The sequence below is a fragment of the Mangrovibacterium lignilyticum genome (genome assembly GCF_010882175.1).
GTDB lineage: Bacteria > Bacteroidota > Bacteroidia > Bacteroidales > Prolixibacteraceae > Mangrovibacterium > Mangrovibacterium lignilyticum.
Map to the genome: position 1 here is coordinate 1 of NZ_WKLH01000005.1, position 16,257 is coordinate 16,257.

22 protein-coding genes and 1 riboswitch are annotated in these 16,257 nt (G+C 47.7%); of the genes, 3 read left to right on the forward strand and 19 right to left on the reverse strand.

Annotation, left to right across the window (positions count from 1 at the left end; all coding sequences use genetic code 11):
- The first annotated feature begins 221 nt into the window (after positions 1-221).
- A complete protein-coding gene (locus tag GJV22_RS22335) occupies positions 222-356 on the forward strand; it encodes a hypothetical protein (protein WP_262888230.1) in 135 nt (44 codons plus the stop codon).
- Positions 357-714: 358 nt separating this feature from the next.
- Here the strand turns inward: GJV22_RS22335 and cobA are convergent, their stop codons facing one another.
- From cobA to GJV22_RS19010, 18 genes are all read right to left on the reverse strand, one after another.
- A complete protein-coding gene (gene cobA / locus GJV22_RS18925) occupies positions 715-1,914 on the reverse strand; it encodes a uroporphyrinogen-III C-methyltransferase (protein ID WP_163717562.1) in 1,200 nt (399 codons plus the stop codon).
- Positions 1,890-2,939 carry a threonine-phosphate decarboxylase gene (locus GJV22_RS18930; RefSeq protein ID WP_163717564.1) on the reverse strand — a complete coding sequence of 350 codons (1,050 nt, stop codon included), beginning with the start codon at positions 2,937-2,939 and terminating at the stop codon, positions 1,890-1,892. The genes cobA and GJV22_RS18930 overlap by 25 nt, the downstream gene beginning before the upstream one ends.
- A complete protein-coding gene (gene cobK, locus GJV22_RS18935; RefSeq protein WP_163717566.1) occupies positions 2,936-3,694 on the reverse strand; it encodes a precorrin-6A reductase in 759 nt (252 codons plus the stop codon). The genes GJV22_RS18930 and cobK overlap by 4 nt, the downstream gene beginning before the upstream one ends.
- Positions 3,691-4,425, reverse strand: coding sequence for a precorrin-3B C(17)-methyltransferase (gene cobJ, locus GJV22_RS18940; RefSeq protein ID WP_163717567.1), 735 nt, complete (start codon positions 4,423-4,425; stop codon positions 3,691-3,693). Before cobJ ends, cobK begins: the two co-directional genes overlap by 4 nt.
- The gene (cbiG, locus tag GJV22_RS18945; protein WP_163717569.1) at positions 4,410-5,444 is read right to left on the reverse strand and encodes a cobalt-precorrin 5A hydrolase; all 1,035 of its coding nucleotides are present in this window, start codon (positions 5,442-5,444) and stop codon (positions 4,410-4,412) included. The genes cobJ and cbiG overlap by 16 nt, the downstream gene beginning before the upstream one ends.
- 9 nt (positions 5,445-5,453) lie before the next feature.
- On the reverse strand, positions 5,454-6,227 hold the full coding sequence (gene cobM / locus GJV22_RS18950; RefSeq protein ID WP_163717571.1) for a precorrin-4 C(11)-methyltransferase: 774 nt from the start codon (positions 6,225-6,227) through the stop codon (positions 5,454-5,456).
- A complete protein-coding gene (cobI, locus tag GJV22_RS18955) occupies positions 6,215-6,928 on the reverse strand; it encodes a precorrin-2 C(20)-methyltransferase (RefSeq protein ID WP_163717573.1) in 714 nt (237 codons plus the stop codon). The genes cobM and cobI overlap by 13 nt, the downstream gene beginning before the upstream one ends.
- Positions 6,925-7,491 (reverse strand): precorrin-6Y C5,15-methyltransferase (decarboxylating) subunit CbiT, encoded by a 567-nt coding sequence (gene cbiT, locus GJV22_RS18960; RefSeq protein WP_163717575.1) that lies wholly within the window; start codon positions 7,489-7,491, stop codon positions 6,925-6,927. The genes cobI and cbiT overlap by 4 nt, the downstream gene beginning before the upstream one ends.
- The gene (gene cbiE, locus GJV22_RS18965; protein WP_163717577.1) at positions 7,488-8,144 is read right to left on the reverse strand and encodes a precorrin-6y C5,15-methyltransferase (decarboxylating) subunit CbiE; all 657 of its coding nucleotides are present in this window, start codon (positions 8,142-8,144) and stop codon (positions 7,488-7,490) included. Before cbiE ends, cbiT begins: the two co-directional genes overlap by 4 nt.
- Positions 8,137-9,231 (reverse strand): cobalt-precorrin-5B (C(1))-methyltransferase CbiD, encoded by a 1,095-nt coding sequence (gene cbiD, locus GJV22_RS18970; protein ID WP_163717578.1) that lies wholly within the window; start codon positions 9,229-9,231, stop codon positions 8,137-8,139. Before cbiD ends, cbiE begins: the two co-directional genes overlap by 8 nt.
- Positions 9,232-9,243: 12 nt before the next feature.
- Positions 9,244-9,885 (reverse strand): precorrin-8X methylmutase, encoded by a 642-nt coding sequence (locus tag GJV22_RS18975; RefSeq protein WP_163717580.1) that lies wholly within the window; start codon positions 9,883-9,885, stop codon positions 9,244-9,246.
- Positions 9,858-11,210, reverse strand: a complete 1,353-nt coding sequence (locus GJV22_RS18980; protein WP_163717582.1) for a cobyrinate a,c-diamide synthase — start codon at positions 11,208-11,210, stop codon at positions 9,858-9,860. Before GJV22_RS18980 ends, GJV22_RS18975 begins: the two co-directional genes overlap by 28 nt.
- Positions 11,195-12,037, reverse strand: a complete 843-nt coding sequence (locus tag GJV22_RS18985) for an energy-coupling factor ABC transporter ATP-binding protein (RefSeq protein ID WP_163717583.1) — start codon at positions 12,035-12,037, stop codon at positions 11,195-11,197. The genes GJV22_RS18980 and GJV22_RS18985 overlap by 16 nt, the downstream gene beginning before the upstream one ends.
- Complete coding sequence (locus tag GJV22_RS18990) at positions 12,027-12,797, reverse strand: energy-coupling factor transporter transmembrane component T family protein (protein ID WP_163717585.1); 771 nt, start codon at positions 12,795-12,797, stop codon at positions 12,027-12,029. The genes GJV22_RS18985 and GJV22_RS18990 overlap by 11 nt, the downstream gene beginning before the upstream one ends.
- Positions 12,797-13,072 carry an energy-coupling factor ABC transporter substrate-binding protein gene (locus tag GJV22_RS18995; RefSeq protein WP_163717586.1) on the reverse strand — a complete coding sequence of 92 codons (276 nt, stop codon included), beginning with the start codon at positions 13,070-13,072 and terminating at the stop codon, positions 12,797-12,799. The genes GJV22_RS18990 and GJV22_RS18995 overlap by 1 nt, the downstream gene beginning before the upstream one ends.
- The gene (locus tag GJV22_RS19000) at positions 13,041-13,793 is read right to left on the reverse strand and encodes an energy-coupling factor ABC transporter permease (RefSeq protein ID WP_163717588.1); all 753 of its coding nucleotides are present in this window, start codon (positions 13,791-13,793) and stop codon (positions 13,041-13,043) included. Before GJV22_RS19000 ends, GJV22_RS18995 begins: the two co-directional genes overlap by 32 nt.
- A complete protein-coding gene (locus GJV22_RS19005; protein WP_163717590.1) occupies positions 13,793-14,161 on the reverse strand; it encodes a sirohydrochlorin chelatase in 369 nt (122 codons plus the stop codon). Before GJV22_RS19005 ends, GJV22_RS19000 begins: the two co-directional genes overlap by 1 nt.
- Before the next feature lie 143 nt (positions 14,162-14,304).
- A riboswitch (cobalamin riboswitch) is annotated at positions 14,305-14,520 on the reverse strand.
- A gap of 216 nt (positions 14,521-14,736) precedes the next feature.
- Complete coding sequence (locus GJV22_RS19010; RefSeq protein ID WP_163717592.1) at positions 14,737-15,117, reverse strand: hypothetical protein; 381 nt, start codon at positions 15,115-15,117, stop codon at positions 14,737-14,739.
- 111 nt (positions 15,118-15,228) lie between these two features.
- On the opposite strand from GJV22_RS19010, the gene GJV22_RS19015 reads away from it, so the two are divergent.
- Together GJV22_RS19015 and GJV22_RS19020 are read left to right on the forward strand one after the other, a co-directional pair.
- Positions 15,229-15,387, forward strand: coding sequence for a hypothetical protein (locus tag GJV22_RS19015; protein WP_163717594.1), 159 nt, complete (start codon positions 15,229-15,231; stop codon positions 15,385-15,387).
- Between the two features lie 11 nt (positions 15,388-15,398).
- Entirely contained in the window at positions 15,399-15,887 is a 489-nt protein-coding gene (locus tag GJV22_RS19020) for a hypothetical protein (protein WP_163717598.1), read from the forward strand.
- A gap of 22 nt (positions 15,888-15,909) precedes the next feature.
- Here GJV22_RS19020 and GJV22_RS19025 read toward each other — a convergent pair whose 3' ends face one another.
- Positions 15,910-16,077 carry a hypothetical protein gene (locus GJV22_RS19025; protein ID WP_163717599.1) on the reverse strand — a complete coding sequence of 56 codons (168 nt, stop codon included), beginning with the start codon at positions 16,075-16,077 and terminating at the stop codon, positions 15,910-15,912.
- Positions 16,078-16,257: the final 180 nt, after the last annotated feature.

Here is a 16,257-nt window from a genome sequence, read left to right on the forward strand (position 1 = left end):
TTGACTGTTTAAGTAATTAATTTATGATGAAGAAATCTGAAAAGGCATATTAATCGGTTGTTATACAGGATAAAAAGAACATTTGTATTGTAAAATAAAACCCCAGTCCGGGGTACTGTGTCATAATAAATATGATTAAGCGATTGGAATTCAGGTGAATGCAGTCGTTTTTTTGTTTTTAATCGTACCCCGAATAGGAGTTTTTAAAATTGTAGCATACAATGAGTGATTTTGATTCGTATTCTGAAAATGAGATTTTTATTCTGTCTGACGTAGATGGCGAAATCTTCATCCGTGAATTGGCAAATCCATCTTTGCCCAATGATGCTCTCTTGTGTGCGAAAGAAAAGTATTAAGAGTTTATTAGATCTAATATGTAAAATATGTAAGAATCTGGCTGCGACTCTTAAGGACTTATTCACAATATAGCCACAATAACTTATTTTGATTTATATTTTGAAAATGAGTCTTTTACTCTATCCGGAGCAGATAGTGAAATCTTTTTTCGCGAATTAACAGATCTGTCTTTACCCAATGATACTCTGTCGAGTGCTAAGGCAAACTATGGAGAGTGTAATAGATCTAATCTCTAAGAATTGGCTAAAATTTCTTTTGGTTTTATCGTTGTTGACCAATTCATCATTCATACTAGTGGATATATTTTTCGTAAAGGATGAAGGTGAGCAATTTTTTTTGTTTAATAATTTGAATAAACTAATCAATCTTAGATTGTCTAACTTGCTCAATTTTTGAGTTTAAAATCTTCCGGTAGTTAACCGTATTCCCGAAGATACCGATAACCGGGCTTTTGGGTGCGATCTCTCTGCGGCTAAGTTGCCCAATGGTGGTGCGGGTTACCTGCTGGTCATGAAAGCTGGCTTTGTACACCAGTCCAACCGGATAATCGTCAGGGTAGCCTTGCTTCAGGAAGTTGGTGGCAATTTCGTGCATGTGCGATGCGCCCATGTAGTAAACGGCCGTGTCGGAATTGGGTATTTCGTAGCTGTTTTTACCGTGCGCCGTTCCAAAGCTTACCGACGAGGCAATGCCGCGATGGGTGAGCGGTATATCGCCTAGTGACGCAGCCGCAATGGCCGAACTGATGCCAGGTACAAACTCCACCGCAACACCTCGCTCTTCCAGGTAGAAACGCTCTTCGCTGCCTCGCCCAAAAATAAGCGGGTCGCCACCTTTGAGGCGTACCACCTGTTGCCCGCTTTGAGCCGCCTGGTAAATCAGCTCGTTAATTTCGTCCTGTTCTTTGCTGTGGTTGCCACGACGCTTGCCTACGTAATGTTTTTCGCCCCGATAGCGTGCTAGGAATTCGTGATCGAGCAGGTCGTCGTAAAAAATAATGTCGGCCTGAAACAGCAATTGCTCGCCGCGGCGGCTCAGCAGGTTCGGGTTTCCGGGGCCAAAGCCAACCAGGAAGACTTTACCTGTCAACTGTTCTTTCAGTTGCAGCAGTTGCTCGCGCTCGCGCACAAAATGTTCGATTTCCTGCGCCATCAGCACCGTTTTCTTCACCTCCTTGCGTTTCGAATTCAGGGCTACTACAAAGTCGTCGGTTTCAACTAAAGCTGACGAATGAAAGTCGGACACCGCCGCATCATCGGTACGGTTACACAAGATACCACGCGATTCGCAATCAGCCTGAATCTGGGCATTTATTTCGGGCGAATCGGTGCAGGCAAATACCAGGAATAAGCCTTCGATGTGTTGGGGCTGATAGGCTTCGTGCAGGCACTGAACAGTCGGGTTTGATTCAATTTCAGCAGCTATTTCAGGAGCTATCACGCGAATGTTAGAACTGTAGCGCACCAGGCTTTTCAATTTTTGAGCAGCTACCTGGCCACCGCCAATCAGGCCAATTTGTTTACCGGCCAGGTTTAATGAGATGGGTAAGAAAGACATGGTTGTAGGACATTAATGCCCGCTTTGAGGGCAGGGATAAATTCGTTGTTTATAGTTTCGTTTTGGGCAGCAATCCGGAAATGGCCGGGCCCGAGTCCGCGGAAATTTGAGGCATCGCGGATCAGGAAGCCGTGCTTTTCCAGCAACTCTGTTTTCAACTCGGCTGCCGTTGCCTGCTGCAATTCGCACAGAAAATAATTGGTGAGCGAGGGGAATACCCTTAATCCGGGAACCTGCGCCAGCTCCGCTTGCAGGCGTTTGGACTCGTTTAAGCGCTGGCGAAGTGCAGCGGTTGGCTTTTCGGGCAAATCCAGAATATACTCACCTGCTTCTATGGCCAGGGCATTCACTGCCCAAGGCATGTGACAGGCCTGAAGCCGTTGAATAATAGAAGGATGCGCCAGCAGGTAACCAATTCGGATGCCGGGAATGGCAAACAGCTTGGTGAAGGATTTAATCACCACGAGGTTGGGATACCGACTAACCAAGGGAGCCACACTTTTGGCACCCTCATAAAGGTCGATGTAAGCCTCGTCAACCACCAGCAAGCGTTGGGGGTTTTGTTCCAGGAAAGCAATCAACTCTTGCGGACTGCGATAACGACCATCGGGATTATTCGGGTTGCCTATCCACACCAGATCTGCCAGTGTGTTGCTGTTGAGTGCATTCAGCTCGTCCACAAATACCAATTGATGTTGGTAGAGCGTGCAGGCATCTTCGTATTCGGCAAAAGCCGGTGTGCGAATAGCCGAGCATTGCTGCTGAAAGGAATGGGCCAGCAGGTAAAAGGCCTCCGTTGAGCCGTTGGTAACCAGCACATGTTCCGGGCTTATATTGAATGTGGCTGCCAGTTTCTCGCGCAAGAGCCGGCACTCGGGATCCGGGTAATTGCGAATGGCCGGTAGCTGCGTTTGCAGATAGTCCAGCAAGCCGTCGGTTTGCGGATTATCGAACACATTGGTGCTGAAATCAGCTTTCAGCAAGTGTTGTATTCCTTGTAGGTTGTTACCGTGTCCGTTTATCATGTTCGTAATGCTTTCATTGTTTCATTCAGTTGTTGTACAAGCGCCTCCGGATCAGAAAAAACAAGCGGGTAATGGAGTCGGGGACGAGATACAATGTGTACCGCGATGCCCAATTCCTGTGCTGCCTGGCATTTCTCGAGCAGCCCGCCGGCTTCGCCCGATTCTTTGCTTACCAGCTGGGTAATTTCGTATTCTTCCATCAAGGCCCGGTTGGTTTCCAGGCGCATGCGCCCTTTCATGGCAATGAGCTGGTGAGCCAGTAGTCCGGCAGCTTGGCACTCGTCTAGACTTTTGCTTACGGCCAATACTCGGGCAATGATTCGCTCGCGTAGATCCGGGCAAAAGCGATGCACATTCTTGGACCCAATGGTGAGCAGAATGTTGCCGCTGGTTTGCTTTAGCGCTTCAATCAGCTGGTCGTAATCGGGATAATAACGGGCGCCGGGTATTTGAACTTGTCCCCGTTCAAAACGCAGGTAAGGGCGTTTCAAACGCGCACAAACCGCCATGGCCTGGACTGAAACAAGTTCAGCAAAAGGGTGACTGGCATCAACGACCACCGAAATGACTTTGTCGGTCAGTAGTTGCTCCATGTCGCTTTCGCTCAGCTGTTGTTCAATGACCTCACAATTTTGCAGCGGCGCCAATTGCGAGCCGTAGGCTGTGGTGGTACTAATCAGCACCCGATGGCCCTCGCGCCGAAACTGTTCTGCAAGCTTGTTGGCATCGCTTGTTCCTCCGATAATCCAAATCATAAGCGATATCCCCGAATGGTCACCATTTTTCCGTTGATGACCTGCGTTTGTGAGTTCCCGATAATTACGGTGGTCAGCATGTCCACATCGGCATTTTTGAGTTTGCCCAATGTGGTCAGAACCACCTGTTGGCCTTCGCGCATGGCTTGTTTTACGATTCCCACCGGTGTTTCCGGCTTCTGGTATTGCAGCAAAATGTCAACGGCTGTATCCAGCTGTTTAATACGGGTTTTGCTGCGCGGGTTGTACAGGGCAACGGCAAAGTCGCCTTCTCCTGCCGCCCGGATTCGCTTCATGATCAGTTCCCAGGGCGTTAGCAGGTCACTTAGGCTGAGAGTGACAAAATCGTTCATCAGCGGTGCTCCGAGCAGGGATGCTGCTGAGGTAGCTGCACTGATCCCCGGAATGATGTCGACCGGTACTTCGGATTGGCGTTCGGCGACAATCTCGAGCATAATTCCGGCCATTCCGTAAATCCCGGCGTCGCCACTGCTGATCAGGCTCACCACATTTCCGGCTTCGGACAGTTCCAGCACTTCTACGCACCGATCCACCTCTTTTTTCATGCCCGACGAAGCAAATTGTTTCTCGGGAAAAAGCGTTTTAGTCAACTCGATGTACGTTTTATAGCCTGCAATAATGTCGCTCTGTTCAAGCGCCTGCAGGGCTCGCGGACAAATGTAGTCCTTATCGCCGGGGCCGGTGCCCACTAGTATTATTTTTCCTTGCATTGGTGTTGTTTTGTTTCAAATACAGATAATGTCATTCCTGTTTGCCGGGCTTTTTGAAGCAGAAAGCTTCCTTCTTTTCCGCCAGCCAGGTAGGCGGTCGGGCTGCTAACCGACCGAACGCCGGTAATCTTTTTGACAAAGTCGGAGCCTTCAAACAAATGCTCGACTGTTTGCAGCACCTGGGCCTCGTAAAATTTTGTGTCGCAGTTCAGTTTCATAGCCGCTTCCAGAATAGCCGGTTCCGAACTTTTCAGGCCGATGGAGCAAACAGCAGCAACACTGCGTTTGTCCAGTTGCAACTGCTCCAATTGTTGTTCTATGAAAGCCCAAAGCTCCTCGGGCGAGCTGTCCTTTTTGCAGCCAATGCCCAAATAGATGTTTCGGGGAATGAGTTGAACTGCGGGTAAATCAGCCGGAACAGTCGTTCGGTTGGAGACGATAATCCGTGCTGCTGGCTTGTCCGAAATTTTCGGAAGTTCGACTGCTCCCAGCCAGTTGTCCGGATCGCAAAGCTCAACCGCTTGGCGGTTCACCAGGGAAGCGGTCACCACTTTGGCATCTTCCATGGAAGAAATGACCAGCCCGCCCTGTTGCGCCAACAAATCTACCGATGGCAATTGGTTGACATCCGAAGCGGTGGTGATTACCGGATTGGCTCCAATTAAGTTGGCGAGTCGGTTGGTTAATGCATTTGCTCCACCCAGGTGCCCGCTTAGCAGGCTAATGGCGTGTTTGCCGGCATCGTCGAGCACAACCACCGCCGGATCGCTCGTCTTGTCCTGAATCCAGGGTGCAATGCTGCGCACCACAATTCCGGCAGCCATAATGAAGATCAGGCTGTCGTAGTTCAGAAACAGTTGTTGGCATAACTGGCTAAGCTTTCCTTCAATCGGACGAAACCCCTCGGCTTTCCATTTGGCCAGGGTAAAGCAATCGGCTTCCGGAAAATGCTGTTTGATTTCCCGAGCCAGTTGATTGCCCTGTAAACTGATGGAGATGATGGCGACAGACTGCTTCATAGCCGAACTTTAATTCGAAGGATGTTCGTTATTCCCTTTGCGGTACTCGTGCGTGAAATGCGAGGCATAGAGTAGTGAGTTCTCAAACTCATCGCCCAGGAAATCGCCCACCAAAATCATAGCCGTTTTGGTGATGTTTTCGTCCTTTACCTTTTGTGCAATATCGGCCAGCATCCCTTTTACAATCTTCTGGTCGGGCCAACTGGCACGCTGAATGACTGCCACAGGCGTATGTAGTGGATAGTGCTTGGTTAGTTTTTCCACCAATTTCGAAATCATGCCGACCGACAGAAAAATCGACATCGAAGCACGATGGCTGGCCAGTAACTCGATTTTCTCGAGATCGGGCACCGGCGTGCGACCTTCCATGCGGGTGCAAATAACGGTTTGCGAAATGCCGGGAACCGTAAATTCGCGTTGCAGGGCAGCAGCCGAAGCCACAAACGAGCTAACGCCGGGAATTACCCGATGCGGAATGCCCAGCTTGTCGAGTTCTTCAATTTGCTCGCGAATACTTCCGTAGATCGATGGATCGCCGGTATGGACCCGGGCAACCGTTTGGCCTTTTTCAGTGGCTTCTCGCATGGTATCGATGATGCTTTTCAGGTCCATCGTGGCGCTGTTGTACACTTTGGCATCGGCTCTACGATCTTTAATTACAGCTTCGGGTACCAGCGAGCCGGCGTATATAATCACATCGGCATGGCGCACTGCTTTTTGTCCTTTAATGGTGATGAGTTCCGGATCGCCCGGCCCTGCACCTATAAAAATTACTTCTGACATTGTTTTTCGTTTGCGTTTTTAAGTAGAATGGCCGTTGAAAAATAGGGGACCTTCTCCTGTAGTATCGAGATGTCGGTGTAGCATTTCTGACTGGGTTTCCCGGCATCGGTCATCAGCGTAAATTGGTAGTCGGTTTGCTCGGACAAGTAGTTGAAAAGCTCCTGGTGATAGGCTGAAACTTTCATGCAAACCACCGCTTCTGCCGTCTGCATGATTGTTTTAGCAGCCTCATCAAAAGAGCAAATCACGGCTAATTTATCTTCGCCCTTCACCAGTGGCTGCGAAAGCAAACTGCTGATGGCTGAAAAGGAGTAGATGCCCGGCACAGTTTCCACCCGAAACTCGTGGGGTAAATAATCCAGAATGTAGCTGTAGGTACTGTAAAGCATGGGGTCGCCCAGCGTGAGAAAAGCCACATTTTGCCCTTTGCGCAGGTGCCCCTGGATGAGCTCCGCATTTTCGCGGCGCGCTACCCGGCGTGTTTCCAGATCCGGAGACATGGAAAAGCCCATGGCCACGGTGCTGGCTTTGGTCGACAGGTGTGGCCTGACGATTTCCAGCGCTGTACTGGACTGGCCTTTCGAATTGGGCACACAAATCAGGTCGGCATTCTGCAATACTTTCACTGCTTTCAGGGTCAACAAATCCGGATCGCCCGGCCCCAAGCCAATTCCGTAAAGAGTTCCGTTGGTTGTATTCATTTTGATTTTGATTTTGTCGCTGCAAACAGGAAGATCGGATTTTGAGCTTTCAACATCGCTACGGCCGATTGCGTATCGACTTTGCTAATGGCAACCTGGCTCAGCTCAAAGGACCATCCTTTGCTTTTGAAATAGGTATACGCCCGCAGCATGGTGTCGATCACAATTGCTGTTAAAACGACGACGCTGTTTGCCGGAGCATTTGTATCGATTAAATCGAGAATCTGTTCCACCTGGCCACCGCTGCCACCAATAAAATATTTGTTGATGGTTTCCAGCTTTTCCATGCCAAGTGGAGCTTCAGATTCAATTATTTCGAGATTGGAAACACCGTGTTTCTCGGCATTCAGTTTGATCAGCTCAACCGCTTCGGACTTTCGTTCCAAAGCAATTACTTGCCCTTCGCTTAGTCGGAGCGCCGCTTCAATGGAAACAGAACCGGTGCCGGCACCAACATCCATCAAGCGATCATTGGGCTGCAGCTCCAGTTTGCTTAAAACTAGTGTCCTCACTTCTTCCTTGGTCATGGGCACGGAGCTCCGTATGAATGCAGAATCTTTCATGGGTGTTGGATCGGTTTTGTATTTGTTACTCCTTCAATAATGACGGCACACAGCGAGAAAGAGAAATCTTGTTGGAGCACTTGCTCTGCCGTTGCCGTTATAATTTGCTCGTTGGGATAGGAGAGGCGGTTGCCAATGTGCATCGTTGCCTGGCTGTGACCACTGTCGACCAGTATTCCGGCAATTGTTTTCCAGTTATTCTGACGATCGGTTAGCAGGAATACCGATTCGTATTCGGTTAGCTTGCTCAGGAATTGCGTTGTTGTGCCGTGCAGGGATGCTTTAAAGGCATTCTCGTAGCCCAAGCCAAGCTTGGCATATAAATATTGAAAGGAACTGATGCCGGGGATGCAGCGAATAGTCCGGTTGGTGATTGCTTGCTGCAAAAACCGACGGAGCGAGTGGAAACCAGTGTCACCTGAAACCAGCACAACGATTTTTTCTTCCTGGCGATGAGCCAAATCCTGTTTGAGCTGCTCCAGTTTTCCCGTGAACAGCAACTCGGCTTTGGCATAACTTCGAAAGGTTTCCAGTTGGCGGCGTGCCCCAACAAGCAGATCTGCTGCTTTCACTTCCAGGTGAACAGCTCGGAGAATGTAATCAGGATGCCCCGGGCCAATTCCGCAAATGCAAAGTTCCTTCATGTTACTCATTTTTCCACTGTTTTAATTTTTTCATTGCTTTTTGCGTACAGCCCAACAGGCCTTGCTTTTGCGATAGCAAAATGACTTCGACCGCCAGCTCGCCGAATACACGTTGCTCCGTCCGGGCTTTGATTCGTTCCGAAAATACGGTCCAAAATTCCGGATCATCGATAAAATCGAGCGCCTCCTCGGTGGTGTTGGCTTGCATAATCTTTGAAAAGGCTTCGGGACTTTGGCTGAACCGAAAATAGTGCGCTGCCAGGATCTCATTACGGGCGTCGGCTACCTTGCTGTGCGTCTGGAAAATACCGCCAGCTATCTTCACCAATTTGCCAAGGTGGCCTATCAATACCAGCTGCTTAAAATCACGGGCAACGGCCTGTTCGAGCATAAAACCGATGTAATTGCTGGTAACCACAACCTGTGCTTCATTTACCGGCAGATTCGCACTCGAAAAGGCGGTGCTGTAATTTCCCGGACTGAAAATAGCCTTGTTCCAGCCCAATGCTTTCAGTTGATCCAGCTTCAGAACCAGCGAGTCTTTCAAAGCCTCTTCGGACATGGGCCGGACAATACCCGTTGTGCCCAAAACCGATAACCCACCAACAATTCCAAAACTTGGGTTGAAGGTTTTCCGGGCCAGTTCTTCCCCTTTTGGAATGCTGATTTCTACGGTAACTGCCAGGTTGGGAGGCAGCACATCGGCCACCGACTCTCGGATCATTTTTAAGGGCACGGGGTTGATGGCTGCTTCGCCGGGAGCAATGGCCAGTCCCGGTTTGGTTACCCGACCGACTCCGTTTCCTCCGATAATTTTAACGCCTTGGTGAGTGCCCGACCAAATCCGCGCCACGATCTCCGCACCATGGGTAATGTCCGGATCATCTCCGGCATCTTTAATTGTCGTCGCGAATCCTTGTCCGGGCGAAAACGAAGCTTTCTCGATTTCGAGCCAAACTTCGTCCTCGTTGGGCAATTTCACCCCAACTTCGTGCAGGCTTTGCTGATGCACCAGCATCCAGGCAGCAGCTTTTGCTACCGCCGCCGCGCAAGTTCCCGTGGTTAATCCGTTTCGCAGTGTTCGTTGTTCTGGCATCTCCGGCTTTCGCTAATTTCGTTTAGTCAGTTCGTACAAGAGGGCATTCAACATGGCTATCCCCACGGTACTGCCGCCTTTCCGGCCACGAATCAAGAGGTAGGGAAGTCCTGATTCCTTCAACATTTGCTTCGATTCGGCTGCGCCAACAAAGCCCACCGGAACACCAATCACGAGGTCGGGTTCGATGAGCCCTTCAGCATACAACTCGCACAAACGAACAAGCGCTGTTGGTGCATTGCCGATCACAAAAATGCGAAAGCGTTCGTCCTGTGCCGCCTTGTTAATTCCACAAATAGAGCGGGTAATTCCCCGGGCTTTGGCTTCTGCAACAACCCCCTCGTCGTGCACAAAACAGTGCAGTTCGCAGCCCAGCTTTCGCAAAGAAGGTTTGCTCACTCCGGCCACAATCATGCTGGTGTCAGCATAAATGCGACACGATTGCTGCAAGGCGTTTTTTGCCAGTTCGACCGCATCAGGATGGGCTTCGAACAGGTGCGCGTATTCAAAATCGGCCGTGGTGTGAATGACCCGCTTCACAATGGAAGCGTACTGCTCCGGGATATGGAGGTGCGAAAGCTCGCGCGAAATAATTTCCATGCTGTCGCTTTCAATTCCCATGGGGTTTAAATTGACGTAGTTGCTTTTTTCCATAGCGTACAAATGGCGTTTAGAAATTCGAAATTGGAGTAAAAGTGCACGTGGGCATAGGCCGCCAGGCAATTTTCGCGTTGCAGGCCACATTCCCATTCGTTCGATCGCTTTGGTTTCCGTATATGGTATGTTTCCATGTAGTTCTTTGGGGATTCTTTTTGTACAAGTTGCGATCGGTGAAACTCATGGCAGGGGGTTATGGTGTCGGCGTAGTTGATTTGCGCATAGCCAAATCGTTGCAACCGGGTGGTCATTTGCACCGAAACATTGAAAACACCACACATGGGCGTCTCCTCATTTTCCAGTGAAATAATGCTGTCGGTCAAGTACATTAGTCCGCCGCACTCTGCATAAACCGGCATGCCCGAATCTATTTTTTGCTTGATCTCCTGCATCAGCACTTTGTTCTGCTGCAATTCTGTCGTGAATACTTCCGGATAGCCACCGCCCAGGTATAAACAATTACAGGCGGCGGGCAAACAGGGATCATTTAGCGGGCTGAAATAATGCAGCGTGGCTCCCAGTTTTTCCAGTAATTCCAGGTTGTCCTGGTAATAAAAACTGAAGGCTTTGTCCCTGGCCACTCCGATGTGCAGATCAGACAAATCAAGATCCGGAAGTTCAATTGGAGCAAGTGAAGGTTGCTCAATTTCAGTCGCTTTTAACAGCGCCTGAATATCGATGGTTTCTTCCAGCGTTTGCCGGAGAAGCTCGATTTTATCCGGAAGCGTGTCTACCTCATCAGCCTGGATCAATCCCAGGTGGCGGCTTTTGAGTCCAATTTCCTTACGGGTTGGCAGGTAGCCAATGCAGGTTAGGCCGGTTTCCTCTTCAATCAATGTTTGAAGGAATTCAAATTGCATTTCGGAGGACACGTGATTCAAAATCACCCCGCGTACGTTCGACGGATTTTTAAGCTCGGCAAATCCTTTGATAATGGCGATGACTGACTGGTAAAGCCCTTTGCAATTGACAACAAGCACAACCGGCAAATTCAGCTTTTGCGCCATTTCCCAGGTCGAACCTGAACCCTCTTTTCCCAACCCATCGTACATGCCCATGACACCTTCAACCACAGCAATGTCGCTATCGGCCGAGTGTTTTTGAAAAAGGTGCTGCAGGCTTTGGTCATTCAATAAAAAGCTATCGAGGTTGTACGATGGCACTCCGGTTACGCGTCGGTGAAAGGCCGGATCGATATAGTCGGGACCGGTTTTAAATGGCGCAACTTGCATTCCTTTCGATTGCAGTAAAGCCATCAGTCCAATGGTGACTGTTGTCTTTCCGCATCCACTGTTTGTGCCAGCTACTATAAATCCGTGCATAATTTTTTTGTTAGTCTGTTTACTAATTCTGTTTCGTTTCCGGGAAGCTCATCTGCTGCCAATGCAGGTTGGTACATTCGGGCCAGCTTAACCAGTAATGGCTGTTCCAAACCTGCTTCGGCCAGCGCTTCGGCATTGCCGAACACCTGTTTGGGCGAGCCCATGTCGAGTACCCGACCTTCTTTGAGTAGAACAACCAGATCGGCCCAGGCGTATGCCTGATTCACATCATGGGTTGAAATGAGCAGTGTTTTACCATTTTTGTTTTGGGCTTCCAACAGCTCAAAAGTCAAGCGGGCATTTTGCGGATCGAGGTTCGAGGCCGGTTCATCGCAAACAATCAGCTCCGGCTCCATGGATAAGATCGAGGCCAGGCAAATCCGTTTCTTTTGTCCTGAGCTCAGTTGATGTGGCGAATGATGCTTCAGCTCCTGCAAATCGAAGTAATCCAGGTAATTTTCAACCTGCTCACGAATCCACTTTTTATCTGTATGCAAATTGCTGAGCCCAAAGGCGACTTCCTCGTAAACCGATGGAGCCACCAACTGGTTATCGCTTTCCTGAAATACAATGCCCACGTTTTGCCGCAACTCCTGCAAAGCTTTCCGGTTGTATCGGTATTGTTTTCCCCGATAGTGGAGTTCACCATTCGTGGGTTTGTAAATTCCATTCAACAAAAGCAGAAGCGTTGATTTTCCTGCGCCATTGGCACCCATCAACGCAATTTTTCTACCCTCGGGAAGCGCCAGGTCAACTTCGGTTAACGCTTGCTTTCCTGTCGGATAGCGATAGCTTACTGCTTTTAATTCAATTAGATTACCAGCCATAATTGCAGCAAATAAGAAGGAGCAAGGTTGCAGCAGAAACAAAGCTTGCCGGTATTATCAACTGTGACGGAACAAACTGTCTTTCATTTTGCAGAAAGCAATAATTTTCTCCGGCACAACGTGCTTGCATAGCCGTTTCAAGCAGTTTGGCGTTCTGCATCGACTGATGAAATACAGCAGCCATTAAGCCAGCAAAAAGCGGAATCCGTTTCCCATTTCCGGAATAGCCCAAACGGCATTTTTGAGCCCGATACATCTCGAAACTCGTATGGCGAAGGTTTTCTATAAACTTGAATGTGATCACGAATAAATCGATGAACAAAGCCGGAATCCGGCACTTTCTCATCAGTTCTGCTATTTCTGAAATCGTGTTCGTCAGTAAAATGAAATATAGAATACTGATGAGGGCTAAACTTCGACTGAGTAGCAAGCTTGCCAGTTGTAATCCGTCCGTTGAAAGGCCAATTGGCAATTGCGCGATAGTGATGAACGCTTTCTGAGCAGGAATTTCCAGTACAATCACGAAACATCCAATTAGGATGAATGCGACAGGAATCCGGTACAGGCGAGTTAAGTTTGACATACCGACACGACTAATCTCTAACAGACAGATATTGACTAACGCAAACATTGCCCAATTGAAATAGACAGAGCTGGATACCAAGGCCAAAACCATTGCCGGAGCCCAATAAAGAGCCCGGACGGCAGGCGACAGCTGCTGCAAGCGATGATTGTGTTTATAGATTTCTGTAATCCACATTAAGCTTTCTTTTTGCTTTGCTTCCAAACGAAATAAGCAACAACACTGAGTCCGATTATAGCCTGAAGAGCAAACAATACAGGCTCAGCCCATGGTTGTTTAAACTCAATTAAGTGCTTCGCCCATGGCTGATACTGGGGGGCTATTTGCTGAATCAGTTCAACAGAACGATCGTCGGTTCCCGCGAAATTGGGGAACAGATCAGTTGCTAAAAATTGGATTAGCATAACCAGCAGACAACCGCTAAGCAGGTATATGACTGTTTTTCGTCTCATAAAGATTCGGATTGAGTTCTTGAATTTCTGCTTTATTTGTTCGTTGTATGTACTGAAAGGCCAGTACCGTAAAAACGGCTTCAATAACAGCTAACGGTAATTGGGTTACGGCAAAAATGGATAGAAACTTGATCAGGTTGCTACTAAATGCTGCCGTTGATTCAGCAAATGCGACCGCCAGTTGGGCCGACGTGCAGCTGTAAATAACCAGGTTTGATACGAATGAGGCCCCACCAACAGCAAGCCATTGCGGAGCTTTTATAACTTTCAGAAAACGGAAAGCCCACACCGCCGAAAAAGCGCCACAAACGGCCATTGAGAAACCATTTGCTCCAAGCGTAGTCAATCCGCCATGAGCGAGAAGCAGGGCTTGAAACAGCAACACGATTAAGGCAACGACCGACATGCTTGACGCTCCAAATAGCAGGGCACCCAGCGCAATACCGGTTAAATGTGAACTGCTTCCGGCGACCGATGGCAACTTCAGCGAGCTCAAAATAAAAACATAGGCAGCTATTGCTGCAAAAAGCAACTTGGCGTTGGGGTATTCGCTAATGGTTTGCTTGAGCCTGGAAAAGCCGGCGATGAGAACCGCCAGGTAAACGGCCCACCAGGCAATGCACCACGAAGCAGGAAGAAAGCCTTCAGCAATATGCATGCTGTTGGCCACTCCCGGCAATAAAAGACCGAGCCCTAGATAGGCCTGTTTTTTCTTACTCATCAGGCAATCTCCTGCACTTTTCGGTACATGATTTCAGCCATCAGCGGCTCACGGCCAATGGGCTTGCCAAAGTGAAAATCCAGTTGTGGGTATTTTACTTTCAGCTGCGTCAGAATTTCAGGAATATCTTCTTTAATGTGATTCCCGTTTAAGAGGAAGTAGGGGATAACAACGACCCGGTTGACATCGGATTGAGCGATTTCTGCAACAACTTCTTCCAATGATGGAGCAGCCAGCTCCATATGAGCACCAAAAACGTTTTGCCCATCCATTTTTTCTTTCAACAAGGCTACAATGTAATTGAAATCTTCAACTGCCTGAGTTGATTTACTACCGTGTCCGAGGATAATAACCGCTTGCTTTTGCATTTTTTGATCGATTTAAATTTGAGAAACTCATCAAAAGCAATGCTTGGGGAAACCGGATAAAGCGCCTGCGATCCTGCATGGCTATATACAACGAAACAAAATGAAATCCAACGAATGGGTGCCATTTGCTTTTATTCCCGAAAGCATTGTAATACTACTTGGCAGGTCTTCTGGCTCGTCCGTTTTTCGAGGCCTTCCCATCCTTTATTGTCGGACAGTGGCAAAAGTGTTCTCGAAAACTGTTTTTGGACTTACAGCTGCGGGCACAGCTCCGGAATTTTCAATAATTGAAGCACCGGATTCCCATATTAAGGTTTCTCCTGTAGAGGAAGAAATCCACCAATTGGAGACAAATCTATATAAAAAACGGGTTGGCAACGTGTATTAATGCAATTATTTTATTGTTTATAATAAGATGCGGATATCTAAAATAGCTACTATTTAATTGATAATTAAACGAAACAATCAGTTGTCTAATACATATTCTAATCAATTAGGATGTAGGTACCTGAAACTGCAATTGATTGGGCGGTAGGTTAAATATCATCTATTAACCTGTGTAGCCTTTCCCCTTTTTAAGAAGATTGGTTAAAATAGTCCAACTTGATTTGAATCTGGTATTTTCGTGATTGGGGTACCTTTAGCCAGTTTAGCAACGGTTCAAGCGTAGTGAAAACCTGGTATTTGGAGGAGTGTTTGTAATTTCGAACAAATTGAACGGTTTTGCTTAAATGTGCATTCGGTGAAAGGATTGCGAATTTCTGTAGTCTGTGGTCCAATTGATCGTAAACAAAATTGCTCAGATCTGCGATTTCATCAGAATCCAGTTCAATTATTGCCTTTCGAATGTCGATCAGGACAAAATAGTCTTCTCGTAAAAAGGGGATCGCGTTAATTTCCGTAATTATTCGTCCAATAGTTTCTTTGTTGAGCAGATTGCGATGAGAAATAATCATTAATCGCAGAATGGTTTTTATTTCATCTATGTTCAGGTATACTGTGTCTGCAGTTTCCGAGTCTACTTAAAATTCAATATTCTTGAATGCCGGATTCGAAGAAGTTTTGCCATGCGCCTTTTGGGTGTGATGAACGTGACCTTATTCACGACTGACCTGACCAATGATTTGGTGACGCTGGAAGCCCTGCCTAAATCGGATTTGCTGGAATTACTCCGGGATCTGATCGTGCAGGCGCGATTAAAGAATCGAATTTTCGAAATCAATTAACATTTTAAGCGATGAAAAAACAGTATTTCAACGACATTTTGATTGTCAGTTTTGTACTTCTTCTTTTAGGCGGATGTTCAAAAGAAGAAACAGAAACGAATGGTAAAGAGGGCATTGTTCAAGTTGAGCTCGCCTTCTCTGAGAATTATGCATCCTATTCCTGGACGATGGGCTTCCAGCTTGTTTCCAGCAGTAACAATGTCTCCCTTTCGGGGCATAACTGGGATGAGAATACCCGGCCGGAAGAATTTGCAAGCTGGTTAACAGTGACAGATGACGTTATAAACTCCGGGCAGTATCAGTTGAAAACCATTGATAAAGTGTCAGCAGTTACCCTAAACGGAACCGCAGAACTGCGGGATGATGCAGAAAGCCTGGCGCCCTTAACGGTAACAGCAAGGATTTATGTTGATGGTGAACTGATTAAAATGGAATCCGCGTCATTCGAGCCGGGTGGCTTCAGTTACCTGACAGTTATTGTGAGTAATGAGGATTTTTAAGATGTGGCTGGTTCAGGTGATTTTAGCGTCTGATTCGTGGATCTCCCTTGTCCGGGCCAATTACCCACCAAAAATACCAGATACACAAGCCGATTGCTATAAAATAGCCTTTAAAGGTATGGGTTCCCATGGCGGTCATAATCTCGATAAAAGAGACCCACATTAATCTGCAAAAGACAAGTAATTTCATATATGTAAGTTACTGTTTATTGGGGTTTTGTGTAATGTATTTGTGTTGGATATCTGTGTATTAATATATATAATTAAGGTTAACTATGAGGCCCTTTCGTCTTCTGCTCAGCTTCCCTTTTTGGGGAGAATTGTTCTGCAGCCCTCATCCTGGCATGTTCAGGGTGGGGGCTGCTTTGTA